Source organism: Corallococcus praedator, assembly GCF_003612125.1.
Lineage (GTDB): Bacteria > Myxococcota > Myxococcia > Myxococcales > Myxococcaceae > Corallococcus > Corallococcus praedator.
In genome coordinates this window covers 1-397 of record NZ_RAWI01001352.1, presented here as the reverse complement: position 1 = coordinate 397, position 397 = coordinate 1, and the positions used below count along the sequence as shown (strand labels likewise).

Sequence of the window (397 nt, the reverse complement as noted above, 5' to 3'; positions counted from 1 at the left end):
AGCAAAACATAGCGACCCCACTCAAATGATTTCGCTCAAATTATTTAAAGCGTTCTTTGAGGCGGGTTGCTTTACCGACGCGATCGCGCAGGTAGTAAAGCTTGGCGCGGCGAGTTTGGCCTCGACGCAAAATGTCGATCTTGGCAACACGAGGCGAATGCACGAGGAAAACCCGCTCAACGCCGACGCCTTGAAAGATGCGGCGAACCGTAACCGTTTTGTTGATGCCGCCATTACGCATGGCGATGATTGTGCCTTCGTAGGGCTGTACGCGCTCTTTACCGCCTTCTTGAATTCGGACACCGACGCGAACCGTATCCCCGATCGCAATATCGGGCAAATCTTGCTTCAGTTGTTCCGCCTCGATCGAGCGGATAATTTCTACAGCCTTCATGAC

1 protein-coding gene is annotated in these 397 nt (G+C 52.6%); it reads right to left on the bottom strand.

All coding sequences use genetic code 11. From position 1 onward, the window contains the following. Positions 1-40: 40 nt before the first annotated feature. Complete coding sequence (rplS, locus tag D7Y13_RS44425) at positions 41-394, bottom strand: 50S ribosomal protein L19 (protein ID WP_120631168.1); 354 nt, start codon at positions 392-394, stop codon at positions 41-43. Between the last annotated feature and the right edge of the window lie 3 nt (positions 395-397).

Bases quoted from the DNA above. Each gene is read 5' to 3' on its own strand.
- rplS (WP_120631168.1), bottom strand. From the start codon at position 394: ATGAAGGCTGTAGAAATTATCCGCTCGATCGAGGCGGAACAACTGAAG.